Here is a 4833-nt window from a genome sequence, read left to right on the forward strand (position 1 = left end):
GTTCCGCTCCTGCGCCAAGGAGATCAACTCGCCGACGCCGTACCCCTTGCCCCCGTCTCCGCCGCCGTCTCGGTGAGGAAGCGTTCCACCAGCTCGGCGACGGTCTCCGGGGCGTCCTCGGGGCTGTAGTGGCCGACGCCGGGCAGTTCGACGGCCCGGCCGCGCGGGAACGCCTCGGCGAACAGGGGCAGGAAGTGCCGGGCGGCGAGGGTGCGGTCGGCCGCGCCCCAGAGGGCGAGCGCGGGCAGGGCGGCGAGCGCCGCGCGGGCCTCGGCGCCCGGGGTCTCGAAGGCGTGCGCCCCGGTGGCGAAGCCCCTCGCCCAGCCGATCGCCCCGACGGCCTCCGCGGGGGACGGGAAGGCCGCGCCGTACGCGGCCAGCCAGGTGTCGGTGATCAGGGCGTTGTTCTCGAAGCCGTTGAGCTTCAGGGTGCTGAGGACGGTGTGGCGGAGTTCGCCGAGGACGGCGTCCAGGCTGCCGTCGGCGTGCGCCCGGGCGATCCAGCCGAACCACGGGGACTCGGCCGCGTTGGCGGCGAGCGCCGCGGCGAGGCCGGGCTGGCCGAACGGCGTGGGCCCGTTGACGCTCACCACCCGGGCGATCAGCTCCGGGCGGCGGGCGGCCAGGCCCATGCCGACCGGCCCGCCGAAGTCGTGCAGGACCAGGGTGAGTTCGCGCAGGCCGAGGTCCAGGACGAACGCCTCCAGGTTGTCGACGTGGTCCTGCAGCCAGTAGGTCCGGTCGGCCGGGGTGGCGCTCTTGCCGAAGCCCATGTGGTCGGGGACGACCACCCGGTGGGTCGGGGCCAGGCGGCGGACCAGGTCGCGGAAGAGGTAGCCCCAGGTGGGTTCGCCGTGCAGGCAGAGCACCACGGGGCCGGTGCCCTCGTCCACGTAGTGCTGGCGGAAGCCGGCGGCGGTGCTGAAGTGCGGCCGGTACGGGAAGGTGCCGTCGAAGGTCTCGTGGGCGGCGATCATGGTCGGGCTCGCTCCAAGGTGGTAGCAACTTAAAACCGCAAGGCCGAGGCTAGGCCTTGCGGTTTTATTACGCAACCACGCTGGTCGGAGCGGTCATTGGCGGTCTCAGAACAGCGCCTCCTGGGTGTCCGGCTCCGGCGGGCGCAGACGCTCCTGGAGGACCAGGCCCTCGGACCCGCGGCCGGTGACCGGGCTGAGCGTCCAGCCGGTGAGCAGCCGGGTGTCCAGCAGCAGCGGTCCCGAGCCGTCCACCTGGTCCAGGAAGAGGTGCCGGCCCACCGGCGCGCGGAGCCGGCCCGCGAGCACCGCGCCGTCGGCCAGCCCGGCGATCTCCCGGTACGCCTCCGGGGCGCCGCCGGCCAGTCCGTAGCGCTCGACGTGGTCGACCACCGGCCGGTCGGCGAGCAGCTCCACGGCGTGGCCGTCCAGCAGCCGGTGCGCCCGGGCGCGGGCGTCGCCGAGCACCGTACGGCGGTACGGGACGTCGCCGTGCGACCACCACTGCTCGGTCTTGATCCGGGACTTGTACCGCTCGCGGGCCAGGCCCGAGGCGGCGACGGTGAGTTCGGCGCGCCGGACCGCCGGCAGGGCGCCGCGGGCGGTGAACGCGTAGGCCAGCGCGCCCTGTTCGAGCAGCCGGCTGTCGCCGCGCTGCTCGGCGGTCAGGCCGACCTTGAGCAGGCCCTCGCCGAACCAGGCGAGGTAGAGCAGGTAGGTGCGGCCGTCGTCGAGGATCTGGTCCCGGGCGAGGGCGAGGCCGCGGTCCACGCTCTGGCAGGCCGGGCACTGCGTCGCGCCGCCGCCCGGGTCGATCACCGCGTGGTGCGGGCAGGGCGTGCGCTCCGTCGCCCCGGCCAGCCAGGCCCCCACGCAGCGGCGCGGGCCGCCCAGCAGCCAGCCGACCTCCACCCCCGGCGCCACGGCGCGCTCGTGCACCTGCGCGCCGCGCGCGGCCCCGAGCACGGCGCGGCCGTCCCGCCAGCTCAGGCCGGTGGAGACCCAGCCGGCGGGGCGGGCCTGGCGCTCGGGGGTCTGCGGGGGCTGCGGGGGGATCGTCACGTTTCTCCTGGCCGTCGGTAGCCGACGAGACTACCCGGTGCCACCGACAGGCCGGGCGGCCCGACGCCGCCACACCCCTGCCACCCCGCCCGCCGGCCCCCTCGACAGGGTGTCAGGTCCGTGGCGGCCGGCCCCTCCTCCCCGCCCGAAAGCCCCGCAGGTCACCGGCGCTTGGCCGGGCGGGGTGTTCACGTTCTATTGTGGCGGGCGCGGTCGGCGGCGCGGTCGGGAGGCGGTGCCGCGGCGGCCGCATCGGGCGCGAGGCGAATGGGGTGGGCGGACGGTGTCGGGGCGGCGGAGCAGCGGGGTGCTGGCGATCTGGGCGGAGGCGCAGCGACAGCAGCAGCGCCGGGAGGAGGCCCGGTGGCGCGCCGAGGCGGCGGAGCAGCGCCGCCGGGAGCGGGAGCAGCGGGAGGTGCAGAAGGCGGCGGCCCGCGGCGAGCGCGAGGCGCAGCGCGCCTACCAGCAGTCGCGGGAGGCGGAGGTGGCCCGGCGGACGGCCGAACTGGACGCCCGGGTCGAGGAGTTGCGGGGGCTGCTGGCCGCCGGGCTGGCCGCGCCGGCCTTCGGCCCGCAGGCCCTGCTGGCGCCGCGGGCGGTGCCGCCGTTCGATCCGGGGCCGCTGGGCGAGCCGGTGCCGATGCCGGACCAGTCCTCGGCCCGGTACTTCGTGCCGCCGCCGGACCCGGTGCAGGCCCGCAACCCGGGGGTGCGGCAGCAGTACGAGCAGTACCTGGCCCAGGCCCGGGCCCGGTTCGAGCAGGACTGGTACGCCGCGCAGGCCCGGGAGGTGGACCGGCAGCACCGGCTGGCCGCGTACCACCAGGAGTACCTGGCCGGGGTCGAGCAGTCCCGCCGGCAGCAGGAGGAGCTGGCCGCCCGCACCGAGGAGCTGCTGCGCCGGCTGCGGGCGGGCGAGCCGGAGGCGGTGCAGGAGTACTTCACGGCCGGTCTGTACGCCTCGGCGGCCTGGCCGGAGGGCTTCCCGCACCGGCTGGCGGCGGCGTTCGACGCCGGGAGCCGCCAGCTGGTGGTGGACTGGGAGCTGCCCGGGCCGGACGTGGTGCCGGCCGCCGGCCGGGTGCGGTACGTGAAGTCGGACGACCGCGAGGCGGAGGTGGCCCGCCCGGCGACGGAGCGCAAGGCGCTGTACCGGGAGGTGCTGGCGCAGTCGGCGCTGCGGGTGGCGGTGGAGCTGTTCCGGGCGGACCGGGACGGGCTGCTGGACTCGGTGGTGCTGAACGGCTTCGTGCTCGGCATCGACCCGGCGACCGGCCGGGAGGCCGAGCGCTTCCTCTCCACCCTGACCGCCACCCGGGCGGGCTTCGCCGCGCTGGCGCTGGACCGGGTGGACCCGGTGGAGTGCTTCCAGGGCCTGGGCGGCCGGCTGTCGGCGCGCCCGGAGCGGCTGGACGAGGTGCGGCCGGACCGGCGGCCGGAGAGTGTCGGCGGGAGCCTGGCCGGGCACGGCGGCGAGGACGAGCCGGACCTGTTCGAGATGGACCCGCTGGACTTCGAGGAGCTGATCGCCGAGCTGTTCCGGCTGCGCGGCTTCCGGGTGATGACCACGGCCCGCAGCGGCGACGTCGGGGTGGACGTGGTGGCCGAGGACCTGGACCCGGTGACCGGCGGCACGATCGTGATCCAGGCGAAGCGCTACAAGAAGACCGTCCCGCCGACGGCGGTGCGCGACCTGGAGTCCACCGTCCGCCACCACGGTGCGATCAAGGGCATCCTGGTCACCACCGCGGGCTTCGGCCGCGGCTCGTACAGCTACATCGAGGGCAAGCCGCTGGCCCTGGTGAGCGGCCCGGAGCTGGTCGCCCTGCTCGCCGAGCAGGGCCTGCGCGGCCGGCTCGGCGGCGACGGTTCCTCCGCTGCCGCCTCGGCCGTCGCGAACGACCGGTCCGAGGAGGCGCGCGAGACCGCCCTCACGGTGAGCTGGCAGAGCCGGACGGCCGGCGGGGACGCGGTGGAGCTGGACGTCACCGCCTTCCTGTGCGCCGGCGGCCGGGTGCTGAGCGACGAGCACTTCGTCTTCTTCAACAGCCCGCAGGACCCGGACGGCGCCGTGCGGCTGCACCCGACCCGCTCGGTGCCGGGCGAGCCGACCCGGGCGGCCCGGCTGGCCCTGGACCTGCACCGGCTGCCGGCCGCCGTCGAGGAGGTGGTGGTCGCCGTCTCCACCGAGGAGGAGGACCACCCGGCGCTGCCGCTCGGCTACGTGCACGGGCTGGCGCTCGCCGCCGCGTACGGGCCGGGCGCCGGCGGACCGGACGCCTGGGCGGGCCCGACCGGCGGGGTGCCGGACAGCGCGATGCTGCTCGGGGCGTTCCGCCGGGCCGCCGGCGGCTGGGAGTTCAGCCCGTCCGGGCGGGCGGTGACGAACGGCCTGGCCGGGCTGGCGGCGGCCTTCGGCGTGGCGGTCGAGTAGTCGGCCGGGCCCCGGCCCCTTCCGGAACCGTCCGGAGCCTGCCGGGGCCCTTGGTCCTCAGGGTCCGGCGTCATACCTGAGGAGGAGAAGGCCCCCCGCCGTCCCGCCGGGTCGGCGGGGGCCGACCCTCCGCGTGGCATACGAATCGCATTCGAACAGCTTGGGATGATGTTACGGAGTTAAACATTCCGTTAACCAGCCCGAGGAGTCCACGTGACGTTCCCCGCAACCGCCGTCCACACCGGCCGCGCGGCCGCCCGAGCCACCAGCCTGAACAAGGTCTACGGGGAGGGGGAGACCCGCGTCGTCGCCCTCGACAACGTCAGCGTCGTGTTCCCCCAGGGCGAGTTCACCGCCATCATG

Annotated in this window: 3 protein-coding genes and 1 pseudogene; 2 read left to right on the forward strand and 2 right to left on the reverse strand. The window is 76.1% G+C overall.

Features of this window, described 5'->3' with window-relative positions; all coding sequences use genetic code 11:
- Nucleotides 1-23: 23 nt before the first annotated feature.
- Nucleotides 24-977 carry an alpha/beta fold hydrolase gene (locus tag ACFU7Z_RS36255; RefSeq protein ID WP_380782292.1) on the reverse strand — a complete coding sequence of 318 codons (954 nt, stop codon included), beginning with the start codon at nucleotides 975-977 and terminating at the stop codon, nucleotides 24-26.
- A gap of 105 nt (nucleotides 978-1082) precedes the next feature.
- Nucleotides 1083-2036 carry a DUF2797 domain-containing protein gene (locus tag ACFU7Z_RS36260; protein WP_380782294.1) on the reverse strand — a complete coding sequence of 318 codons (954 nt, stop codon included), beginning with the start codon at nucleotides 2034-2036 and terminating at the stop codon, nucleotides 1083-1085.
- 307 nt (nucleotides 2037-2343) lie between these two features.
- Between ACFU7Z_RS36260 and ACFU7Z_RS36265 the strand changes: the two genes are divergently transcribed.
- The gene (locus tag ACFU7Z_RS36265; protein WP_380782296.1) at nucleotides 2344-4470 is read left to right on the forward strand and encodes a restriction endonuclease; all 2127 of its coding nucleotides are present in this window, start codon (nucleotides 2344-2346) and stop codon (nucleotides 4468-4470) included.
- A gap of 213 nt (nucleotides 4471-4683) precedes the next feature.
- A pseudogene (locus ACFU7Z_RS36270) lies at nucleotides 4684-4833 on the forward strand (ABC transporter ATP-binding protein); the annotation flags it as partial.

This window comes from Kitasatospora sp. NPDC057518 (assembly GCF_042802075.1).
Classification (GTDB): domain Bacteria; phylum Actinomycetota; class Actinomycetes; order Streptomycetales; family Streptomycetaceae; genus Kitasatospora.

Bases quoted from the DNA above. Each gene is read 5' to 3' on its own strand.
- ACFU7Z_RS36255 (WP_380782292.1), bottom strand. From the start codon at position 977: ATGATCGCCGCCCACGAGACCTTCGACGGCACCTTCCCGTACCGGCCG.